The 21,260-nt window shown below is 51.4% G+C and carries 17 protein-coding genes; 6 read left to right on the plus strand and 11 right to left on the minus strand.

Annotated elements, in window-relative coordinates:
- The first annotated feature begins 206 nt into the window (after positions 1-206).
- Complete coding sequence (locus NT073_RS19675) at positions 207-2,495, plus strand: GH92 family glycosyl hydrolase (protein ID WP_297376808.1); 2,289 nt, start codon at positions 207-209, stop codon at positions 2,493-2,495.
- A 49-nt stretch (positions 2,496-2,544) separates the two neighbouring features.
- Here the strand turns inward: NT073_RS19675 and NT073_RS19680 are convergent, their stop codons facing one another.
- From NT073_RS19680 to NT073_RS19700, 5 genes are all read right to left on the minus strand, one after another.
- The gene (locus NT073_RS19680; RefSeq protein WP_297376811.1) at positions 2,545-3,522 is read right to left on the minus strand and encodes an NADPH:quinone oxidoreductase family protein; all 978 of its coding nucleotides are present in this window, start codon (positions 3,520-3,522) and stop codon (positions 2,545-2,547) included.
- A gap of 242 nt (positions 3,523-3,764) precedes the next feature.
- Positions 3,765-4,652 carry a sulfotransferase gene (locus NT073_RS19685; RefSeq protein WP_297376813.1) on the minus strand — a complete coding sequence of 296 codons (888 nt, stop codon included), beginning with the start codon at positions 4,650-4,652 and terminating at the stop codon, positions 3,765-3,767.
- A gap of 192 nt (positions 4,653-4,844) precedes the next feature.
- Positions 4,845-5,783, minus strand: a complete 939-nt coding sequence (locus tag NT073_RS19690; RefSeq protein WP_297376814.1) for a winged helix-turn-helix domain-containing protein — start codon at positions 5,781-5,783, stop codon at positions 4,845-4,847.
- A complete protein-coding gene (locus NT073_RS19695; RefSeq protein ID WP_297376816.1) occupies positions 5,777-6,214 on the minus strand; it encodes a hypothetical protein in 438 nt (145 codons plus the stop codon). Before NT073_RS19695 ends, NT073_RS19690 begins: the two co-directional genes overlap by 7 nt.
- A 23-nt stretch (positions 6,215-6,237) precedes the next feature.
- The gene (locus NT073_RS19700) at positions 6,238-6,648 is read right to left on the minus strand and encodes a hypothetical protein (protein WP_297376818.1); all 411 of its coding nucleotides are present in this window, start codon (positions 6,646-6,648) and stop codon (positions 6,238-6,240) included.
- A 160-nt stretch (positions 6,649-6,808) separates the two neighbouring features.
- On the opposite strand from NT073_RS19700, the gene NT073_RS19705 reads away from it, so the two are divergent.
- The gene (locus NT073_RS19705; RefSeq protein ID WP_297376820.1) at positions 6,809-7,327 is read left to right on the plus strand and encodes a heme-degrading domain-containing protein; all 519 of its coding nucleotides are present in this window, start codon (positions 6,809-6,811) and stop codon (positions 7,325-7,327) included.
- A 6-nt stretch (positions 7,328-7,333) separates the two neighbouring features.
- On the opposite strand, the gene NT073_RS19710 is transcribed toward NT073_RS19705, so the two are convergent.
- The 4 genes from NT073_RS19710 to NT073_RS19725 all read right to left on the minus strand — a co-directional run bounded on the left by NT073_RS19710 (position 7,334) and on the right by NT073_RS19725 (position 14,295).
- A complete protein-coding gene (locus NT073_RS19710; RefSeq protein ID WP_297376822.1) occupies positions 7,334-8,254 on the minus strand; it encodes a pirin family protein in 921 nt (306 codons plus the stop codon).
- Between the two features lie 146 nt (positions 8,255-8,400).
- On the minus strand, positions 8,401-11,643 hold the full coding sequence (locus NT073_RS19715) for an efflux RND transporter permease subunit (protein WP_297376824.1): 3,243 nt from the start codon (positions 11,641-11,643) through the stop codon (positions 8,401-8,403).
- Between the two features lie 123 nt (positions 11,644-11,766).
- A complete protein-coding gene (locus tag NT073_RS19720) occupies positions 11,767-12,885 on the minus strand; it encodes an efflux RND transporter periplasmic adaptor subunit (protein WP_297376826.1) in 1,119 nt (372 codons plus the stop codon).
- Positions 12,886-12,954: 69 nt separating this feature from the next.
- On the minus strand, positions 12,955-14,295 hold the full coding sequence (locus NT073_RS19725; RefSeq protein WP_297376828.1) for a TolC family protein: 1,341 nt from the start codon (positions 14,293-14,295) through the stop codon (positions 12,955-12,957).
- Between the two features lie 389 nt (positions 14,296-14,684).
- Here NT073_RS19725 and NT073_RS19730 point away from each other — a divergent pair, with 389 nt between their 5' ends.
- The 3 genes from NT073_RS19730 (at position 14,685) to NT073_RS19740 (ending at position 17,099) form a co-directional block, all read left to right on the plus strand.
- Complete coding sequence (locus tag NT073_RS19730; RefSeq protein ID WP_297376830.1) at positions 14,685-16,397, plus strand: glutamine--tRNA ligase/YqeY domain fusion protein; 1,713 nt, start codon at positions 14,685-14,687, stop codon at positions 16,395-16,397.
- Between the two features lie 101 nt (positions 16,398-16,498).
- Positions 16,499-16,714: a hypothetical protein gene (locus NT073_RS19735; RefSeq protein ID WP_297376832.1), complete on the plus strand. Its 216-nt coding sequence runs from the start codon at positions 16,499-16,501 to the stop codon at positions 16,712-16,714.
- Positions 16,662-17,099: a DUF6036 family nucleotidyltransferase gene (locus tag NT073_RS19740; protein WP_297376834.1), complete on the plus strand. Its 438-nt coding sequence runs from the start codon at positions 16,662-16,664 to the stop codon at positions 17,097-17,099. Before NT073_RS19735 ends, NT073_RS19740 begins: the two co-directional genes overlap by 53 nt.
- Before the next feature lie 90 nt (positions 17,100-17,189).
- Here NT073_RS19740 and NT073_RS19745 read toward each other — a convergent pair whose 3' ends face one another.
- Complete coding sequence (locus NT073_RS19745; protein WP_297376836.1) at positions 17,190-17,693, minus strand: nuclear transport factor 2 family protein; 504 nt, start codon at positions 17,691-17,693, stop codon at positions 17,190-17,192.
- Positions 17,694-17,699: 6 nt separating this feature from the next.
- Positions 17,700-19,442, minus strand: a complete 1,743-nt coding sequence (locus NT073_RS19750) for a M14 family metallopeptidase (protein ID WP_297376838.1) — start codon at positions 19,440-19,442, stop codon at positions 17,700-17,702.
- A gap of 167 nt (positions 19,443-19,609) precedes the next feature.
- Here NT073_RS19750 and NT073_RS19755 point away from each other — a divergent pair, with 167 nt between their 5' ends.
- Positions 19,610-21,202 (plus strand): serine hydrolase, encoded by a 1,593-nt coding sequence (locus NT073_RS19755; RefSeq protein ID WP_297376839.1) that lies wholly within the window; start codon positions 19,610-19,612, stop codon positions 21,200-21,202.
- The last annotated feature ends 58 nt before the right edge of the window (positions 21,203-21,260 follow it).

A 21,260-nucleotide genomic window follows, 5' to 3' on the forward strand; every position in this document is an offset into this window, starting at 1 on the left:
GTGGTTATACCACTAATCATCAATTAGTTACCATAAAATGCAATAACAAAAACGTGCGAATTCGCACAGAATATTGCGGATTCGCACTTGCGTAGGGTAGTAGTTACAGCCATTCTCATTTAGCTTTACACATTGAGTACTTTATTCTCCGAAAAACTCAAAACTCTGTGCATCTCCTTATCCTCCGTGTATCTCTGTGGCAACCAATGACAAAAATTAGTTTAACTATCCTTTTCCAGTTCTTCGTTCTCCTGTCTTTCGCTCAACAGAATCTCGTCCCGTTTGTCCACCCGCTCATCGGCACCGAAAAAATGGGGCATACCTTTCCGGGGGCTACCGTGCCCTTTGGCTCTGTCCAATTGAGTCCCGATTCCGATACACTTTCGTATGAACTCAATGGCAAGTACAACGGCAAGGTTTACAACTACTGCGCGGGGTATAAGTACGAAGACAAAACAATCGTCGGCTTTAGCCACACGCACTTTAGCGGCACCGGCCACTCTGATCTTGGCGACTTTCTCATTATGCCGACCCAAGGCACCTTACAACTTAATCCGGGGGTGGCTTCCGATCCAAAAACGGGCTACCGCTCGGCCTTTTCTCATGCCAACGAAATAGCCGAAGCGGGTTACTACAAAGTCAAACTCGACGACCACGCCATCACCGCCGAACTGACGGCTTCCAGCCGGGTTGGCTTTCATCAGTACACCTTCCCCAAGTCTGACCAGTCGCACATCATTCTCGACTTGACGCACGGCATTTACAACTACGACGATAAGGTCGTCTGGACGTATGTGCGGGTCGTAAACGATACCTTGATAACGGGCTACCGGCAAACAAACGGCTGGGCCCGTACCCGAACGGTCTATTTTGCACTATCGTTCTCAAAACCTTTTAAGTCTTACGGTCAGAAAAATCTGGACAAGGCTCAGGTCTACAAGGGTTTCTGGCGCAAGTTCGACCAGACGAAGAACTTCCCGGAGATCGCAGGCAAGCGGATTCGGATGTACTTCGATTTCGATACAGACGCGGGCGAGAAAGTGAAACTGAAGATGGCGCTGTCGCCAGTGAGTCAGGAGAATGCGCTGGCCAATATGCAAACCGAAATTCCTCACTGGGACTTTGAGCAGACGAAAGCCAAAGCACAGGCCGACTGGAACCGGGAGTTGAACAAGATTCAGATCGACGCGTCGGAAACGGATAAAGTCAATTTCTACACCTCGCTCTATCATTCGTTCATCAACCCGACGATGTACATGGACGCCAACGGCCAGTACAAAGGGTTGGATCAGGGTGTGCATACGGCCAATGGCTTCACGAATTACACAACCTTTTCGCTTTGGGATACCTACCGGGCATTGCATCCATTCTTCAACCTCATCCAGCCGGGGCGTAACAACGATATGCTTCAATCCATGATGAAACATTACGAACAGAGTAGCCTGAAGATGCTGCCGATCTGGTCGCATTATGCCAACGAAAACTGGTGCATGAGTGGCTACCACAGCGTATCGGTGGTGGCCGATGCGATTAGTAAAGGCGTTTACAAAGGTGATGCAAACAAAGCTCTCGACGCCTGTATCGCCACGTCAAATCACCGCTCTTATGAGGGCATTGGCGACTATATCGACCGGGGGTATATTCCGGCAACGGCCAACGGCACGTCGGTGTCCAACACCCTTGAGTATGCGTATGATGACTGGTGTATTGCTCAACTGGCCAAGAAACTGAATCGGCAGGATGTGTACGAAACCTACCGAAAACGCTCGGAGAACTGGAAAAACGTTTACGATAAATCCATTGGTTTCATGCGTCCCCGACTGGCCGATGGTTCATTCAAAAAGGAGTTCGATGTGTACAAAACCGACGGGCAGGGATTCATTGAAGGCAATTCCTGGAACTTCAGCTTCTTTGTTCCGCAGGACCCTAAAGCGTTGGTTGAGACAATGGGCGGTGCCAAAAAGTTTGGCATCCGGCTGGATTCACTGTTTTCGATGCACCTGCCCGATGAATTCTTTGCCGAAACGGAAGACATCACCCGCGAAGGCATCATTGGCGGTTACATTCACGGCAACGAACCGGCCCACCATATTGCGTACCTCTACAACTGGGCCGGGCAACCCTGGAAAACACAGGAGCGCGTTCGTATGATCCTGAACATGCAGTACAAGTCGACGCCCGATGGGCTGGGCGGCAATGACGATTGCGGTCAGATGAGCGCCTGGTATATGTTTTCGTCAATGGGTTTCTACCCTGTAGCACCCGGTTCTGAGGTGTACTCTCTGGGTAGTCCATCCGTCAAAAGTGCGCGGCTGAATCTGGAAAACGGCCAGACGTTCTCCATTGAGGCAATTAACCAGGGCGACAAAAATGTGTATGTGCAAAAGGTACTGCTCAATGGCAAACCTCTAATGGAGCCAACCATCACCCATTCGGACATTATGAAAGGTGGCAAACTGACGTTTTACATGAGCGCCAAGCCGGTAAAGAAGTAAAGTCTCCGTGGTGTCGGTTTCTAAAACCGACACCACATTCATACAGCGGTCAAGACACCAATACCACCGCTTTACCAATTACTTTTCGCTCCATCATATCAGTGAGCGCCTGCGGGGCCTCAGCTAGAGTATACTGTTTCGAGATGTACGGGACGATTCTACCCTGCATGGCCCAGGTGGCAATTTCCTGCATGTTTTGCCTGCTCAGTTCCGCTTCTTTCTGGACGAACATGCCCCAGAAAACACCCACGATGGCACTTCCTTTCAGCAACGCCAGATTCAACGGAATCTTAGGTATTTCGCCACCGGCAAAGCCAACGACCAGATACCGCCCCCTCCACGCCAGCGACCGGATAGCCGGTTCGGCCCACTTATCGCCGACGGGGTCATACACCACATCGACGCCCTTATTCTGCGTAATGTCTTTGATACGCTCCCGGATATCTTCAGTCGTGTAATTGATCGTATGGGTCGCCCCTTTCTCCCGGCAAACGGCCAGTTTTTCTTCCGTCGATGCGGCTGCGATAACGGTAACGCCCATCAGCTTCCCCAGCTCAACAGCGGCCAATCCAACGCCCCCGGCGGCACCCAATACCAGCAGCGTTTCGCCGGGTTTAAGTTGCCCCCGATCCTTTAAGGCGTGGTATGATGTTCCGTAAGCGTACAAAGTCGATGCACCGGTTATAAAATTCATCCCGTCGGGGAGTGGAATGGTAGCCCTCGCATCCGAAATTCGTTCTTCGGCTAGTCCGCCGTGCGAACCGAAAGTAAAGACATGGTCGCCGGGCTTTACCTGCGTTACGTCCTCACCCACCGCAGTCACGATACCCGACGATTCGCTCCCCGGTGAGAACGGCAGCGGAGGTTTGAACTGGTACATATTTCGGATGGTGAGCGTATCGGGGAAGTTCAGACTACAGGCTTTCACCTGCGTCAATACCTCGCCGGGACCGGGTACGAGTGAAGGTACATCTTCGAGAGTCAGGGTATCAGGGAGGCCGAAGGTGCGGCAGAGGATAGCTTTCATAGCGTAAATAACGCAGTATTTACGCTATTACCAGACCTTATTTCAATCAGGCCCGAATGTCGGTTACGGACTCTTCATAGAAAGCTATCCATCGTCAATAATTAAATGATACCCGCCTATCAAAATGCCTGAGGTGAACGATTCAATATGGATTCGGGCGCGTGAAAAGCTCCGGTTATGCCGGGTAACCATACAGCCAGAGGTCTCTCTAGGTAGACCATCACTTTCCTAACCCCTGATGATCAGTGCTCGATTGAAAACCCTAGTGACTGCACATAGTTGAGCTGTTCGTTTGAAAATACACTCAAATCATGCTGTCGATAACGGTTTGTAGAAGGTGAGATTTGAATTTGATCAATAAGTTTCTGCCAAAGTTCGGGACTTGGAGTGATACCTAAAAAAGCGACAAGTGCCCTTAACTCTTGTTCAGGATACTGACAAAGCCGATCGTAATTCAGGAGGTAGAAATCATCACCTAACAGTTGACGTCCTTGCTCAATAACATACTTATTTGATCTGATCCAGTATTCCAATTGTAAAACACTACTCTCTGTTGATTCATCTGAATTACTTAACCCAAATAAATAACCCCAATTCTGTAATTGCTGTCGGTTTGACGAGTAGGCCATATCAAGCCCATGACGAACCACCTGAATATATTTAAGTGCCGTGAAGCAGCGGGGCAAGTGTTCAATGAACAATTGGGTATTTGGTTCTTTCCAACCCCATGTGTTCGTCCGCCCTGGAGCTAGTTTGAATTGATTTGAAAAAATGATACGCAGTCCCATAGCAACTGATATGTGTTTAGACCGCAGAAAAACCTTAATAGAATTAACCAGTTCTGACCGATTTAGCTTGTGACCTTTCGTTATTTTTTCAAAGAGCATAAACCGATATTGTATTTGGCTCCAGGTGGCGCTGGCGAACCAAAGCGGGTCTTTAAAGAGTAACGTGAAGAGCAAATTATCATTACTTTGATTCAGGTTATCGCCCATGAATATACCCAGCATATTCAGCAATTGAGCTATCACCCGTGTTCCACTGCCGCCCAACGATCCAACAGCAATCACTGGGTAAACGAATGAATCAGATGAATCGGCAGGTATTACGTGTTCGGTTCCGGAAGACATTAACTGAGGCAAGAAGCTAACTGACTGAAAAACTACCCTAAAATTAGCGAAGCAACTGTATATTGACCGCTTTTCAATTAATAGTTCTCTACCGAAGCATCTGTTTCTGGCAGATGATTTAATGTAAGGGGCCTGTTAGCTCTACCTAAATTGATGCCACACAAACGACCGTTTTTTCGGTAGTTCACTCACTTACTGACCTAATCCCTGCACTTCCAGCCGGTAGCCGACGCCATGAACAGCCACAATCTTTACGGTCGGGTCGGGCTGAAGTAGTTTGCGTAACCGGGAAATGAACACGTCGACGCTCCGGCCAACGATGATACCTTCGTCTTCCCAAACCAGTTTCAGAATGTGGTCACGTTCCAATACCTGATTGGGATGATTCGCCAGCAGCCGCAACAGCTTGGCTTCGCGGTAGGTAAGTTTGTGCTGATACGTGCCAATGGAAAGCGTCAGGTTAGCCACGTCCAGCGAAGAGCAGCCAAAGTTCAACAGGGCTGGATTAAGCACTGATGACGGTTGCTGCGGAAAGTCGGCACCTAAATGCCCTTTATTTCGATTCCAGCCCACAACCAGTAAACCCACCAGCAGTCCTCCCAAGCTTAGAATTGGCCAGAACGGTATTCGAGGAACTGGCAGAGTAGCTTGCTCGAAGGTAACCTGCAACACATAACAACCCGCGCTCATGGTGCGTCCTACACAAGGGATGGAATGCCCATCGAGCAAGTCACGGAATGAATAGCCCAGTTGAAATGTCCCCCGCTTACAGTCCAGCACGGCCACGTCGTACGGCTGGGTCACTTTATGCAGCCGGAATGACGCCTGAAGTATGCCGGGAAGCTGATCATAATCGAAATTATGACCAAACTGAACCTGAAATGTTTGCGGGTTAATTTGCTGTACGGCCGGGATTCGGGATGTCGAATCGCCAGCCGCCCGCAGCAAATGATGCGCCGTTCGGCGGAGTGCCAGATTCACTTTTTCGGGCGTAAAGAGATTTTCCGATGGCGAGCCTATGCCAATAAATCGAACAAAGAGCATCCCGATGAGCAGCAGAAACACACTGACGATCAGCACCCGTAAACCTTTGAACAACCCCATCCGCATCTCAGCCAATTTTTTTAGCATTTATTCCAGGTAAACAAATTAATTATTCCGAGTTTAAAAATCCGTTTGCCCGGCATGTAATTGTCACCAGCGTTATAAACCGGCTCCACAACAAGTTCATCGCCAAGCTGGACAGCTGGCCAGATTTCGTCGAGCTGCACTGAATAAACGCCTTTCAGCCGTTTATCAGGCCATTGCTGAACGGTTGTACCAGCCCGGCGAAGCGTTACCTGAAACAACATCGGCTTATGTTTTGACGACCTCGGATTACCCTCAACAAACGCTAAAACACCCCTGCTATACATTGGTAGTGCATCGTAAAGTATCGCGTAGCCGTTCATTGTTACGGCACTTTCGTATCCGGCATGATTGCGGTCCGGCTTTGCCTGAACGACAGGAGCAAGTAAAGCACACAGTATCAGGCAAACTTGGGCTATTCTATTTCGTTTCATGTAAACGTCGGTTAGCGAATAAATTACTGTACCAGAATCTCATTATGCGGTAACGCATAGCGTTTGTCGGTAGTCAACAGCAAAATACGGTCCCCTTTTTTGCACTGGTTCAACACGTGCTGTACGGGAATCTGCCGGAACGTTTTTTCAGAAAACAGGTGTACCGTTTTTGTTTGGTTATCGCGAATGGCCAGCTTAAAGTCAATATTGTTCAGGGCTTTTGCTTTTGTTGTTGTGAGCGCAACCGTAGAAACGCTCAAATTCCCTTTGGCATTGGCCGGAAGCCTGCATTGCCCGGTCGGGCTGTAGCGATCGACAATCAGTTTGCTGCCTACAAAAGCGGCTGAGCAACTGGAAAATTTCTCCTGTGCCAGACTCATGGTGGAGAAGCAGCAGCCCGCGCTAACTAGTATTACTTGCATTAGGTTCTTCATGACACTTGTTTGTTTAGTGATGAAGCAAATCTACAAGCTGGTGCAGGCAACCTTCGTTAAACGCCTGTAAAACAATGTAAAGGAAATGTAAAAGTACCGTACTGGTGCGATACGATAGCAATTTAACTGACCAATTCAGCTTTTGCTTAAGTTTGCCCTTATGAATTCATACATTGATACCGACCTGGCATTATTGGCGCTTCAGGAAGAGCAGCTTCAATTCGACACCTTTAATGCTGATACGGCCTGGCAACTGGGTACACGCCTGAAAGAGGCCGTCGAAGCTCGTGGCAAAGCCGTAGCCATCGACATTCAGTTCTTCGGCCACCCGCTGTTTTTCTACGCCATGCCCGGCACAACGCCCGATAACATCGACTGGATTCGGCGGAAGCGGAATGTCGTTGAACGCTTTCACCGCAGTTCGTACGCGGTGCGGTTGTCGTTGAAGAAGAAACAGACCACCCTCACCGACCAGGCGGGGCTCCCCCTGCGCGACAATGCGGCTGCGGGCGGTGGCTTCCCGATTCGCCTTCGTGGGTCAGCCTGCATTGGTGCCATTACCATTTCGGGCGTGCCGATGCGCGAGGACCACGGCATCATTGTCGAAGTGCTGGCGACCTGGCTAGGTCTGCCAATCGGCGATCTGGCCCTGCCACCAACCGATAATATGGATGATTAAAACGGGTCAGGACAAAGCCTGAGGTTGCGGACTGGAACTGGCCGGACGCGATTTGTCGTCGGGTGGCAGGGGCACAAACTCGGCGTTATCGTTAGGTGGCAGCGGAATACGCCCTGCCTGCCAGTCGGCTTTAGCCTGTTCGATGCGCTCCCGGCTCGACGAAACAAAATTCCACCAGATAAACCGTTCGCCCAGCGGTTCGCCACCCAATAGCATGAGCGTACTGCTTTCTTTGGCGATCACGATCGGGTCGATACCGTTGCTAAAGACCAGCAACTGCCCCACGCCATACGTATGCCCGTTCACCTCAACGCTGCCCTTCGCCACATAAGCCCCGCGTTCGGGAAAGCCGGTTGGCGGACCAAAACGAGCGCCGGGTTGCAGGATGACATGCGCATAAAAAAGTGGAGAATCGGTAGCTACGCCGTTTTTGAGTCCATAGGCATCACCGGCAATCAATCGCATCCAGACACCCGTATCCGTAAAAATCGGGAGTGCGTCGGGTTGGTAATTGGTGAACGTAGGCGCTTTATCTTCAGCGGCTTCTGGCAGAGCCACCCACGTCTGCACCATTTCGAAGGCAGTAGCCGCAAGCAGGGCCGGGTCCTCGAACCGTTCGGAGTGAGCAATTCCCCGCCCCGCCGTCATCCAGTTAACTTCGCCGGGACGGATGATCTGCTGCACACCCAGGCTATCTCTATGGGTCACCTGACCGTCGAAGAGATAGCTCACCGTCGACAGACCAATATGCGGGTGCGGTAGCACGTCCATCTTTACCAGCTCGGCGGGTGTTTTGCTGACGGGGCCGGCATGATCCATAAAAATAAACGGACCAAGCATGCGACGCAGCCGGTACGGCAAAATCCGTTTCACATCAAACCCATTCCCAATGGACGCAGACCGCGCCATGATAACCTGATCTAACATACTAAGCTGCTTTAGTGAGCTGTTTATCCCCGGATAAAAGTATGTAATCGTTGGTAAAAATCCAGTCTGGCACAAGACAGGAACTACCAAACAAAAAGACCATCCCGCTGGAAATGGCCTTTTTGTTTGACAGAATGTTAACCGACTCAGTGGCGAACTTTATCGCCGGAATGACCATTTGGCGACACAGGCTGTGGTGTTAGCTCAGCCGTCCCATTCTGATTTTCATCTTTTCTGGCTTGTTCGCCTTTCTCTTTCAGCTCGGCCAGCCCCTTCTTACCGTAAGCCAGGCGTGTAATGGCCACGTACAGTACCGGTACCACGAAAATGGCGAGCGAAGTTGCGGCCAGCATACCCCCCAGCACCGTCCGGCCGATGGTCGCGCGGGCAACACCACCGGCTCCACTGGCCAATGCCAGCGGAAATACGCCCAGAATGAACGCCAGCGACGTCATCAGAATCGGGCGCAGACGAAGCCGGACCGCTTCGATGGTCGATTCGAGAAGATCTTCCCCTTTATCGACGCGTTCCTTGGCGAATTCCACGATCAGAATGGCGTTTTTGGCCGCCAGACCGATGAGCGTAATCAGACCAATCTGCGCATAGACGTTGTTTGTCAGGTACGGGAATATAATCAGGGCGGTAATAGCCCCCAGTGCACCAATCGGAACCGACAGGAGTACCGAAAACGGCACGGACCAGCTTTCATACAAGGCAGCCAGGAACAGGAAAACAAAGCCAATGGACAGCATGAAAATGTAAATTGAACTGCTGCCCGCGTTGATCTCTTCCCGGCTAAGACCACCGAAATCGTAGGCATAGCCAGCGGGCAACACTTTATCTGCCACTTCGCGCAGGGCGTCGTTAGCCTGACTGGTGCTGTATCCCGGCTTGGCACCCCCGTTTACTTCAACAGAGCGGAACAGGTTAAAGTGGGAAATTAATGGCGCGTTTTCAATCACACTCGTTTTAATCACTGTACTGATCGGCACCAGTTGCCCACCACTATTCCGGACGTAATAATTATTGAGCGCCTTTATATCGGCCCGGTACATGGTATCCGCCTGCGCCACAACCCGGAACTTGCGGCCGTAAATAATAAAGTCGTTGACGTACTGGCTACCCAGCAGGGTCTGCATGGTGGTATATACCGAACTGACAGAGATACCCAGCTTCTTACATTTATCGCGGTCGACGTCGACCCGGTAAGCGGGTGATTTAGCCGTGAAATAAGTGAAGGCGCGGGATATTTCGGGACGTTTGTTAGCCTCGGCCAGGAAGTTCTGTACCACATTGTCAAACGCCCGAACATCGTCGTTCGATTCGCGCTGTTGAATTTCGAAGGTAAACCCGGACGACTGCCCCAGACCCGGAATAGCGGGCGGTTGGAGCACCTGCGGGCGGGCGTCGTTCAACACTGACAGCTCCTTTTGCAGTTTAACCACCAGCGAATCGGCCTGCATGTTTCGTTCCTTTCGTTCCTCCCAGGGCTTCAACTGCATAAATACCGTACCGCTGTTCGATTTGGAAGCAAACGTAATGGCGTTCAGACCACCCAACGCTGCAAAGTGATTGACATAGGGCTGCTTTTTCAGAATTGTCATGATCCGGTTCAGGACCTCAAGACTACGGGTGGTAGAAGCCGCTTCGGGGATTTCGTAGGTCACGATCAACCGACCTTCATCCTCCGTCGGGATAAAGCCCGTTGGCTTGGCCCGGAACAACAGTCCCGTTCCGATGTACACGACGATCAGCCCGACAATCACCAGCGGGGTTGCCTTGATGAGCCGTTGGACCCCATTTGAGTAGGCATTCGTCACCCGCTCAAACCACTGGTTGAACTTATAAAAGAACTTGTTCAATCCCTTTGCATTCTCGTCGATGTGCATGGGCTTGAGCAACAGTGTACACAGAGCGGGTGTCAGCGACAGGGCCACAAAGGCAGAGATCAGTACCGAAACGGCGATGGTAATAGCAAACTGCTGATACAGTCGCCCCACGATACCGGGTATGAAACCTACCGGCACGAACACAGCCGCCAGAATCAGCGCAATGGCAATTACCGGTGCCGAGATTTCCCGCATGGCCTCTTTGGTAGCTTCTTTGGGCGACATGCCTTTGTCGATGTTCACCTGCACAGCTTCTACCACCACAATGGCATCATCGACCACAATACCGATGGCCAGTACGAATGCGAACAGCGTCAGCGTATTGATTGTGAAGCCGAGTGGTACGAACAAAGCAAATGTCCCGACAATAGAAACCGGAATGGCCAGTAGCGTAATCAGCGTAGCCCGCCAGCTTTGCAGGAACAGGAATACGACCAGGATAACCAGCACCAGCGCTTCGGCCAGGGTTTCGACCACTTCGCCAATCGACACCTGAATAACTGAGACCGATTCAAACGGCACCACATATTCGATGTCTTTTGGAAACGTCTGTTTCAGTTTATCCATAGCCGCATAAACACCTTTGGCGGTTTCCAGCGCGTTACTGCCCGGCAACTGATACACCAGCAGATACGACGCCCGCTTGCCATCAACGAACGAGTTACTGGCATAGGAGAACTTACCCAGTTGCACCCGTGCTACGTCGTTCAGATACACCAGCGATCCTTTAGCCGGATCGCTTCGAACGATAATTTTCCGAAAGTCCTCTTCCTTACTGAGTCGGCTGTTGGTGAAGACCGAATACTCAAACGCCTGCGACGCGGGCTGGGGCGATGCGCCTACGGAACCACCCGCTACCTGCAGGTTCTGCTCCTGTAAAGCCGCTACCACCTCATCCGGGGTAAGACCCAGTTGCGCCAGCCGATCGGGCTTGAGCCAGATACGCATACTAAAATCGTCGGCCCGGCTGAAAATATCACCCACGCCCGGCACCCGTAACAGGGCATCCCGGATGTAAATGTTGGTGTAGTTGTCCAGGAATGAGACGTTGTGCGTACCCTTCGGCGAATACATCGCCACCAGCATGAACAGCGATGGGTTCCGTTTCCGAACCACTACCCCAAGGCGGGTCACTTCCTGCGGTAACTGCGGCTGTGCAATACCTACCCGGTTTTGTACATCGAGCGCGGCAATGTTCACGTCGGTACCCACTTTAAAGGTAACGTTCATGCTCATGCGGCCATCGTTGGTGGCGTTGGTCTGCACATAGTCCATTCCCGGCGTACCGTTCACTTGGGTTTCAATGGGAGTCGCCACCGTTTGTTCTACCGTTTGGGCATCTGCACCGGTGTAGGTACCCGTTACCTGAACCACGGGGGGCGTAATATCCGGATACTGGCTGACCGGCAGGCTCAGCAGGGCCAGCACACCCAGTATCACAATGACGATGGATGAGACGATAGCCGTAACAGGTCGGTTTATAAATATTTCTGCGAACATGAGTTTTTTTAAGGGGTGAGGAGTGAGGAGCGAGGAGTGTACCTACGGGTTTTAACCCGTAAATCATAATGTAAGCATTTACGGGCTGAAGCCCGTAGGTACACTCTTCGCTCCTCGCTCCTGTTACTTACTATTCGTTACCCGCACTTTTGCGCCTTCGCGAATCTTCTGCGTTCCTTCCGTTACGACCGTCTCGCCTTCTTTAAGGCCATCTTTCAGAATAACCTTATCGTTGATGCGTGCGCCCAGCGTCACTTTTTTCTGAGTCACTTTGCTGCTATCGCCCACCACAAACACGAAGTATTCACTCATTTGCTCGGTTACGGACTGATACGGAATCAACACCTGTGGCTGACCAGTGCTGTTCTTCACCCGAACATTGGCGTTTATACCAACTTTTAGTTCCTTATCAGGATTAGGGAAGGCTACCCGAACGCGCAGTGTACCCGTTTGCGGATCGACGGCCCGGTCAACGATTCGGACTGTACCGGGGTATTTATAGGTGCTGCCATCGGGCATTGCGAGAACAAGGGTTGAATCACGCCCCACACTTTTCTGGCTTTGCAACTTCAGAAAACGGGGAATCTCTGATGCATCAACCTGCAGATCAGCCGCAATCGGGTTGTCCGATGAAATTGTATTGAGCAGTGATGAACCCGGTGCAACAGCCGCGCCGAGCCGTACCTGCGAGATACCAATAGTTCCATCCAGCGGGGCATAAATGGTCGTATATTTCAAGTTGGTACCTACCTGCCGGATGGTTGCCTGTGCGGCTTCAACCTGCATCCGGGTAGCCTCAAGCGATGCATTGGCGTTATCGACCAGTTGTTTGGCAACCGCATCCTGTTGCGCCAGCGTGTTGTACCGGTCAGCATCCTTCTGGGCCCGGTTGAGGTTGGCCTTCTGGACGTTGAGGTTTGCAACAGCCTGATCGTACCCAGCCCGGTATTGTTGTGGATCAATGGTGTACAGCTTCTGGCCCTTGCGAACCTGCTGCCCATCCTGAAAGAAAATGCCCGTAATATTACCCGACACCTGCGGCTGGATCTCTACTTCAACCAAGGCCGTAACTGTAGCCGGGAATTGATCGTAATACGTTGCATTACCTTTCTCCACCTTCACTGCCGAAACGGCGGTTGGTGGTGGTGGCGCCTGTTGCTGTTCGTCCTTCTTACCTCCGCAGGCAGCAAGCGAAATCGTGAGTACGGCACCCGCTATGGCCAGATTTATAGATTGTTTCATAATTCCAGATACTCGTTTATCGTGTTTCGGCACCGGTTGGCCGGCGTCGTTGGTACGACAGACAAAAATTTAAACTTGAATGGCGCCCAGGGCGCGTTGAACGTCCAACTTGCTGATTAAAACCTGATACAAGGCGTTAAACACATTCAGCCGGGCCGTTCGCAGGTCGGCCTCGGCAATGGTAACGTCCAGGTAGGTTTTTATACCGGATCGGTATTGCAGATTAATAATGCGGTACACATCTTCGGCCAGCAACTGATTCTCACGCAGGGCCAGGTAGTTAGCCAGGTTACCCTTATAATTGGCCAGCGCCTGTGCATATTCGGCATCGACAGCGCTGGTCAGAGCTGCCAGATCCCAGTTAAGCCGCTGCACCTGCAACTCGGCAATTTTTGTTTGCTGAATCCGGCGCCCACCCTGAAAAATGGGTAACGCAACGGACAGACCGATCAGTGAGTTAGGAAACGTCTGGTTATATAACTGGCCGAAAAAGTTATTCTGGAACAACAGGTTATAGTTTGCATTGGCACTTACTGTGGGCAGATACGCCCATCGGTTATAGCGCACGTTGGCTTCCAGCAGTCGCCCCTGCGTTTGAAGCAACTGGTATTCGATGCGGCTCTGTGGGTTTACCAGCAGCGTGGTATCCATCATCACTTCGTTGGCCAGTTGTAAGGTGTCGTATGTTAAATTAAGATTCGTATTGGGCGGATACCCCATGAGCTGCTTAAGCGTCTGCACTTTGGCGCCCACCAGGTCGCGGTATTGCTTTTGCTGGGCGCGGGAGTTATTAAGGGCGATCCGCGCACGCTGGGGGTCAGTCTTATCCACAATACCGCCCTGATACTGGTTGGTAGCGTCCTGCAAACTACGCTGAAGCCGAACAATATCCTCGCTCAGAATTTCTACCTGGCGCTGGGTCAGAATAACATCGTAGAAGGCTTTGCTGACGTTGATCACAACGTCGATCTTGTTACGAACTGTATTCTGAGTTGCCTGAGCGCGATACGTATCCGCCGTTCGGCTGGCCAGTAGTAAATCGCGGCTGAACACACTCTGGGTCAGCGAAAACGAGGCTGTCGACGTGTTCTGCGCACCCAGTGCAACCGGTCGGCGCTCACCCGTAGTGGCATCCGGAATGAGGGTAACGGGCAATTTAAGGTAGTGCAGAATGTTATACCCGGCGCCTATCTGCGGATACCAGGCTGCCAGAGAACTTTGTACCGTACGCTCGGCAATTTCCTGATCAATGACCGATTGGCGGACAATGGGCTGATGACCCAGGGCATATTGAATACAATCGGGGAGGTAGGCCTGTCTGGCTAACGAATCGGTTGTTTTTTGTGCGAAAACCGTCCCCGAATATGCGCTCATCAGCGCAATAAAGAGGATAAACCAACAATTCTTCATAAAAACAGCAAGTGGCATTGGTACACCGCGACAAGGGATAGTCAACAGTGTGTACTATCCAACAACTCGTTCTGATTGCCGTTTTGTTCGCGATTAATAATAAATTAATTAAAGAACTTTGCTTACTTAAGTAATATTCCTGAAGTCAGCGCTTAAGAATTAACTAGAGCCATACCCCTGATGTTCAGCCAGTTCATAAATTTCACCGAAGTCGTTCGTCAAAAAGTCGATTTATTATTTTTAATCAACTTCCGTCTCTAATAGCTATACAGGATACTACCTGCTTAAAACTACCTACTGCCTTTCATTTCGGAACAACTCGGTATCATGTTTGTCAAACCCGCTCAAAGGCCGTAATTTCGGCCCTTTATCAGTAGCGATTTAGCGACATGTCCGAAGTAACCAGAGACGCTGACGAACCCAGCCATGCCGGGGGTTCTTTGAATTTTATTGAACAAATTGTTGAGGAGGATCTGGCCACTGGCAAAAACGGAGGCCGTATTCATACGCGCTTTCCTCCCGAACCGAACGGGTATCTGCACATTGGCCATGCCAAGTCAATTTGCCTGAACTTCGGGCTGGCAGACAAATACGGCGGGCAGACAAACCTCCGTTTCGACGATACCAACCCCGTTACAGAAGACACCGAGTACGTGGATTCGATCAAAAATGACGTGCGCTGGCTGGGGTTCGAATGGGAGAATGAGTTTTATGCATCCGATTATTTCGACCAGATTTATCAGTTCGCCGAAACGCTGATTCAGAAGGGGTTAGCTTATGTCGATGACTCCACGGCTGAGGAAATAGCCGCTCAGAAAGGAACACCCACCGAACCGGGCCGCATGAACCAGTACCGCGACCGCTCTGTGGACGAAAACCTGGATATGTTCCGGCGCATGAAAGCGGGTGAGTATCCCGATGGGGCAAAAGTTCTGCGGGCAAAGGTCGATATGGCCTCACCAAATATGCAGTTGCGCGACCCGATCATTTACCGCATCAAACACGCGCATCACCACCGCACGGGCGACGCCTGGTGCATTTACCCGATGTACGATTTTGCCCACGGGCAGTCGGACTCCATCGAGCACATCACGCATTCGCTTTGTACGCTGGAGTTTGAAGTACACCGCCCGCTTTACGAGTGGTTTATCGACAAGCTGGAGATTTTCCCATCCCGCCAGATCGAATTTGCGCGACTCAACCTGACCTATACGGTCATGAGCAAACGTAAACTCAAATTGCTGGTAGAAGAAGGCCACGTAACCGGCTGGGACGATCCCCGCATGCCAACCATTGCGGGCCTTCGTCGGCGTGGTTACACACCCGCCAGCCTGCGCGCGTTTGCTGACCGCATTGGCATCGCCAAACGCGATAACCTCATCGACGTAGGTTTGCTGGAGTTCTGCCTCCGCGAAGAGCTCAACAAAACCACGCATCGGGTGATGGCCGTCCTCGACGAAAAGCCCCTGAAACTAGTTATTACAAATTACGAGGTTGGACGCGAGGAGATCATGTCGATCGAAAACAACCCCGAAGACCCGTCGGCGGGTGAGCGGAATGTGCCGTTCAGCCGAGAGGTGTACATCGAGCGGGACGATTTTCTGGAAAATCCACCGAAGAAGTTCTTCCGACTGTTTCCTGGCGGCATGGTACGGCTGAAAGGAGCCTACATTATCAAGTGCGACGAAGTAGTAAAAGACAACGCGGGCGAGATTATCGAACTGCGCTGTTCGTACATTCCCGAAAGCCGGAGCGGTTCCGATACATCAGGTATCAACGTAAAAGGTACGATTCACTGGGTATCGGTCCCTCATGCGGTCGAAGCCGACGTTCGGTTGTATGACCGGCTCTTCTCCGTCGAGAACCCAGCCGCCGACGAGCGTGAATTCAAGGAGTTACTGAACCACAACTCGCTGGAGGTGGTGCGTGCGTTTGTAGAACCTGCGCTGGTCGAAGCAGCCCGGTCAGGAGCGCAGACCAATTTCCAGTTCATGCGCAAAGGCTACTTCATTCTCGATCAGGACTCCACCGCCGAGCGCCCCGTTTTCAACCGTACCGTCACGCTGAAAGATGCCTGGGCAAAGGAGCAGAAGAAAGGGTAAGGTTTAAAGAATGACAACTTATCTCAGGACAGTGAAAGAGTCTATTCACAACTGCATTTTCCTTGCAGAGTGAATAAACTCTTTCACTATTTTTATTACTTATGTCTATCATCCGTAAATCCAGCAATATCAACGATATTCCGGCGTACGATAAGGAATACTGGTGGGCTAAAACGCCACAGGAGCGACTGACTGCAGCCCTGCGGCTCATTCGACGGGCTAAAGCAATCTATTATTCCAATCCCGCAAACCCACCCCTAGGTAATGGAGGACAAGTACTTAAATCTGATAAGCCTATTCAACGAAGAAAGCGTTAAGTATGTCGTGCTGGGTGGTCATGCCGTTATTGCCCACGGCTATCTGCGTACAACGGGTGATATCGACATCTTTGTTGAGCCCAGCGACGATAATGCGGATCGGCTGCTTCGAGCTTTATACAGATATGGCTTCACCAATGGTGAATTCGAACATGACGATTTTACCAAAGTCCCCAACTATTTATCATTTAACCGGTATGATGAATGGATCGATTTAATGACGTTTACGCTGGGCGTCACCTTCGATGAATGCTATGAGAATCACGTTGTTCTGGTTATTGAAAATGTGCCCACAAATGTCATTAGCCTGGCGGATTTAATCCGTAATAAACAAGCACTTGGTCGCCCTCAGGACCTCCTCGACTTAGAGAACCTGCCCGGTTAAACAGAGGAGCAAAAGTTATTAAGTTATTAGCTGACAGCCAACTCTTTAGGCAATATCGAAGAACCTCATAACTTAGTAACCAAGTTTCAATCACTTCCCGCAAGCCACGCTCCCCGTGCACGATAGGCTCACAAATAGCTCGGACCGAATTTTCCAGCCCTGCCCGGTTTTACGCCACATCGACAGATAGCTGCCCGTTATGGTTTGAACACCATCTGCCCGTTGGAACCGCCCTGTCCAGTGCCCGTGTTCGGCCGCCAGCGGATTGGACGTACTTACCTGAATACTGTCCGGCATACGAACATAACCCAGAAAAGCCGGGTCTTTGAACTGCACCGCTACCGAGGCCAGCACCGAATCACGGCCCGATACGTGCGACCCGCTGCCCCGCGTGACGTCAATTTCCGGCAGCATTGTTTCGCCGAAGCCACTGAGGTCTCGCTTCTCTATGGCCAGGTTAGACTGCTGCCGTAAAGCCCGAATGACGGTAACCTCCGCTGATTCCAACGTACTTGTCCGGACTTTGCGTTGCGCAATCACGCTATAGGGCATCAGCAGGAGGCTAGCCAGTAGAATACGTACGAAGAACGTCATGGCGGGTTAATTAAGCCGGTAAACCGGGTAGCGATTGTGTGTTCTTTCGTAATGAGGTGTTCGCTGGTAAATAAACTCGAGCTGTGCATTGGCACTTTCGGCGAAGGCTTTGTCTGTAGCCCGTTTCTCATCCAGTTGCTTCCGCAACAACGAATCGTTTTTCACCAATTCGGCGGCTGTATCTTCAAAAATGTAGTTCGAAAAATACTCCTTCTGATCAAGTACGCTATCGAAGAAGTTCCAGGCGAAAAAGGAATCGACCGCCTGTGGTTCCAGCGTTTCGACAATGTACCGATTGGTAGCCTGATCGGTCTGAATCATGTAATCGCCTTTATAAAACTGGATAGGCTGCATCTCCGTTCTCACTTTCACACCCGTATGAATGAAGTGGCCTTCGTAGGGGCGCTGCGGGCTCTTATAGTCTGTAATGTAATAGGCCGAAACGGTCATGAGCGTATCCTTTGGCAGGGTTTGCAGCCGGACACCATTTCGTTTTAATTCGCCGATAACTTCCCGCCAGGCTTGCGGAATGACATAGGTGCGGGGCTTGTCAACCTGCGTATCGACGATGAAGGTATTCCAGTAGGGTACACGCTTCGAAAACGGCTTCGACCGGTCGTAATACAGCCGCTTCAACCCCGACACCTCACTGGGTTTATAAGCCGCAGCATAGCCCAAAAAGGTAACCGAATCTGTTTTACTACGGTCAAGCCTGGTAATCAGTGCGAAGGTTTTCTGAGTACGAACGGCTTCGTTAGCCCGCTTCTGGTTCGTCAGGATGGTTTGGGCCTCGCGCTCGCACAAGCGGATGACGGCTTCATCGAACACATACGATGCCTCAACCCTCGCCGGAAAGGGCTTCCACATGTGGGTTTCCAACGTAAAGCCGAAACAGTTGAACAAGGCCGCGTATCCGGTCGAATAGCGTGGGGTATCGTTATAACCAACCAGCCCGCTTTCGGGCGTATCACCGGCATGATTCACGTAGGGCGCGGGTGGGAAGCCTTTCGCAATGAGTAACTTATCCAGCTCCGGTTGAAAACGCGCCGTTATATAGCCCGATATCTCCGGGTAAAGTTTGTCTTTCTGGGTAGCAAAATAAGTCAGTACGTGCTGATAATCCGCGCCGTCGCTGGTGTGATTATCGACGAACACCTGTGGTTTCAGTGACTGGAACATGGCCTGAAACGCTTTCGTATTTTCGGCTTCGGCCTTTATAAAATCGCGGTTGAGGTTCAGGTTGCGGGCATTGCCGCGAAACCCATAGGACACTGGCCCGTTCTGGTTCACCCGCGACACGCCCCGGTTCAGACTACCGCCCACGTTGTAAACGGGAACAATGGCAATCAGCACGTTTTTGGGTAGGTTGTTTCCTTTGAGCAGGTTACGCGCCAGCATCATACAAGCGTCAATTCCCTCGGGTTCGCCAGGGTGAATCCCGTTATTGATCAAGAGCGTAACGCGATCCGGCCGGGCCGTAAAGTGTTTATCAGCCGCCAGCAGAAACAGGTGCAGGGGCTTCCCGCTGTCCGTTTTGCCAATCTCGATCAATTTGGCCTGCTCATACTGCCGGTCCAGCTTCTGATACCAGTCGATGATCTGTGGGTAAGTAGCGGTTTGGGTCGTATCGCGCTCATAAGGAGTTACCTCTACGGTTTTATTCTGACCAGATACGGCGGCTGACACCAGCTGAGCAAGTAAAAGAACAAAGCAGGAAAAACGGGTAAGGAAGTAGGAAAGTTTGGCCATAGGTACGTACAGACGGAATGATGTATTCTGGATTGATTCACGAATATAAGGCAAGCGCCTTAGTTACGCCCCGACGAATAGTAATTCTGGCGGCACATCATCTTTTGCACTTACCCGTTTGATACCACATAACGTCCTATGTTATTCTACTTATAACTCGTTAAATAATGAACCTCAATCGACGCGATTTTCTCCGGCAGCTTGGCTTTGGAGCGGCTGGAATAGCCGTTGCTTCTACCCTACCCGCAACGGGCTGGGCACTGCCGACCAAAACCGGCAAACTGGCGCGCAGCCTGCCCGAAGCGCAGGGCGTTGCGCCCGGCGGCCTACTTGATTTTGTCAACACCATCGAAGCTAATAAACTGAATGTGCACAGCCTGATGGTGCTTCGGCATGGACACGTCGTGGCCGAAGGCTGGTGGGCTCCGTACGCACCCCAGCTGAAACACACACTGTATTCGCTCAGCAAGAGTTTTACCTCATCGGCGGTTGGCATGGCCGTTGCCGAAAAACGCCTGACCGTTGAGGATAAGGTTGTTTCGTTCTTCCCGAAAGAATTACCGGCAACGGTGAGCGACAATCTGGCCGCTATGCGGGTGAAAGACCTGCTGACCATGTCGACAGGGCACGATAAAGATTCGACTCCGGCCCTGCGCGAAGGCGGCAATACAAACTGGATCAAGGCTTTCCTGGCGCAGCCGGTCGAGCACAAACCGGGCACATTCTTCGTGTATAATAGCGGGGCTACGTACATGCTGTCGGCCATTGTGCAGAAACTCACGGGGCAACCCGTTGTTGAATACCTCAAACCGCGCCTGTTCGGGCCGTTGGGTATCGAGGGAGAAGATTGGGAAGTTGATCCCAACGGCATCAATACCGGCGGCTGGGGGCTGCGGCTACGCACGGAAGACATTGCTAAATTCGGGCAGCTTTACCTGCAAAAAGGCGTGTGGAATGGCAAACGACTTATTTCCGAAGCCTGGATTGCCGATGCAACGAGCAAGAAAGTTCAATCGAAAGGTGGCAAAGGCGATGCCAGTGTCAACGACTGGATTCAGGGGTATGGGTATCAGTTCTGGCGATGCCGCCACGACGCGTACCGGGGCGATGGGGCCTTTGGTCAATACTGCATCGTATTGCCCAACGAAGATGCCGTTATTGCAATAACGTCCGAAACGGGAGATATGCAGGGCGTGCTCAATGCCATCTGGGACCATATATTACCGGCCCTTCAGGGCAAAGGGCTTCCCGCCGATAAAATTCAGCAGGCGGCACTGGTTCAAAAGCTTGGTTCATTGACCCTGCCCCCCGCTGCCTCGCAGACAAGTTCATCTGTAGCCGGCCAGATCAGCGGTAAGACGTTTGCCGTGGCCGATAATGCCTCGCACGTAAAAGACGTATCGCTGACTTTCGGCAAGGATGGCTGTATTTTCAAACTGAAAGATGAGCAGGGCGACCATCAGGTGCTATGCGGCATCGGTCGCTGGCGCGAAGGAACGACTACGTTTTCGGTGGCCCCGCTTTCGCTGACTCCAACCGTCGTGCCGGGGGGTAACGTCAGAAAAGTGGCCGGTAGCGGTGGCTGGCAGGACGACACGACCTTCGTGATGCTGTGGCGTTTCACAGAGACAGCGCATTATGATAAGGTCATCTGCCGATTTGCGAAAGAGGGCGTTCAGGTTGAATTCCAAAGCAGTCTGAGCATCCTGAACAAAACGAAAGACAAACGGCCCGTGCTGGACGGGAAAGTGGTGGCGTAACAGCGTTCTAAAAGCAGATTGGACAAACCCCATATCTTTTGAGATATGGGGTTTGTCC

Origin of the sequence: Spirosoma sp. (assembly GCF_026391055.1) — a bacterium.
Lineage (GTDB): Bacteria > Bacteroidota > Bacteroidia > Cytophagales > Spirosomataceae > Spirosoma.